The sequence below is a fragment of the Bartonella sp. AD328YNZD genome (assembly GCF_042196425.1).
This window is the reverse complement of sequence record NZ_JBHIQG010000513.1, coordinates 1-1,283: the sequence shown is the minus strand read 5'-3', so window position 1 is coordinate 1,283 and position 1,283 is coordinate 1. Positions and strand designations below refer to the sequence as shown.

The window sequence follows — 1,283 nt, the reverse complement described above, 5'->3', positions numbered from 1 at the left end:
TGGCGTATGCGCGGTCTTATTGTTGATTTGGTCATTCTCAATGAACAAGCATTTTCCTATATACAAAATACACAACGTGCTCTTGAATGGGTCTGTGAATCTTATCGTCGCCACACGCAAGAAGCAGATGGATGCCAACATATTTTCACGCTTCGGCGCGATCAAATAAGTGAACAGAGTTTTAAAACGCTTCTTGCATCAGCGCGTATTGTTCTTGATGCCCAAAATGGCTCTTTATCTGAACAGCTTAAACGGCTTGATGAGAATGATTTTGATCTCGCAATCCGTAAAAATTATCAAGGATCTTATGAACAATTAGACTCTTCGAAATATAATGAAAGAAGGCAAGTTACACCACAAACGGAACAAAATCTTTTTGCTTCCATTGGTCTTGTTAGCCAACAAAAACCATCTTCTTTCCCTACGAATGGAGAAGATCTAAGATATTGGAATGGTTACGGTGGTTTTAATCAGCATAATCATTATGTAATACGTCTTCATGGGCATACCACCACCCCGCATCCGTGGATTAATGTTATTGCTAATCACAGGTTTGGTTTTCATGTTTCTGCTGAAGGTGCAATTTTTACTTGGGTTAATAATAGTCGCGATTATCAATTAACTCCTTGGGCGAATGATCCAACGTCTAACCGGCCAGGAGAAGCACTTTATTTGGTTGATCACCAGTCTTTAAAACGTTTTTCACCCGTTTCTACCGTAGAATGTGATGAAAATGTTGTCTATGATGCTTGTCATGGTTTTGGATTCTCAACTTTTAAATCGACACATTCAGAAATTGCATTAGAACTGACCCATACACTTGATCCTGAAAAACCTATTCGCTTTTCACGTCTTATTCTCACGAATAAAGGGGAAAAACCACGCAGTTTACGCCTTTATAATTATGTTGAATGGGTTTTGGGAAATGTTCGTACCAAATATGCCCCCTTTATTGTTTTTTCTTATGAGGCTAGATGGGGGGCGCATTTTATTCAAAATCCCTATCACATCGAAAAATCTCAACAAGTCACATTTTTATCAGCCTCCGAAATGCCAACCAGTACGACGACCAATCGCGCTGAATTTATCGGTGCAACGGGAACCGTAACACATCCAAATGCGATCCGTAAAGCTGGTGCTCTTTCGAATATCATTGCAGCAGGATGTGATCCTTGTTCAGCATTTGCCTATGATATTGATCTTTTACCAGGGCAAACAAAAGAAATCATCTTCTATCTTGGCAGTGCTGAAAATAGGCAAGAAGCTGAAAAACTACTTGATCA

1 pseudogene is annotated in these 1,283 nt (G+C 39.5%); it reads left to right on the top strand.

Annotated features, from left to right (window positions below):
* Positions 1-1,283, top strand: a pseudogene (locus ACFIO3_RS13290) (protein ndvB); the annotation flags it as partial.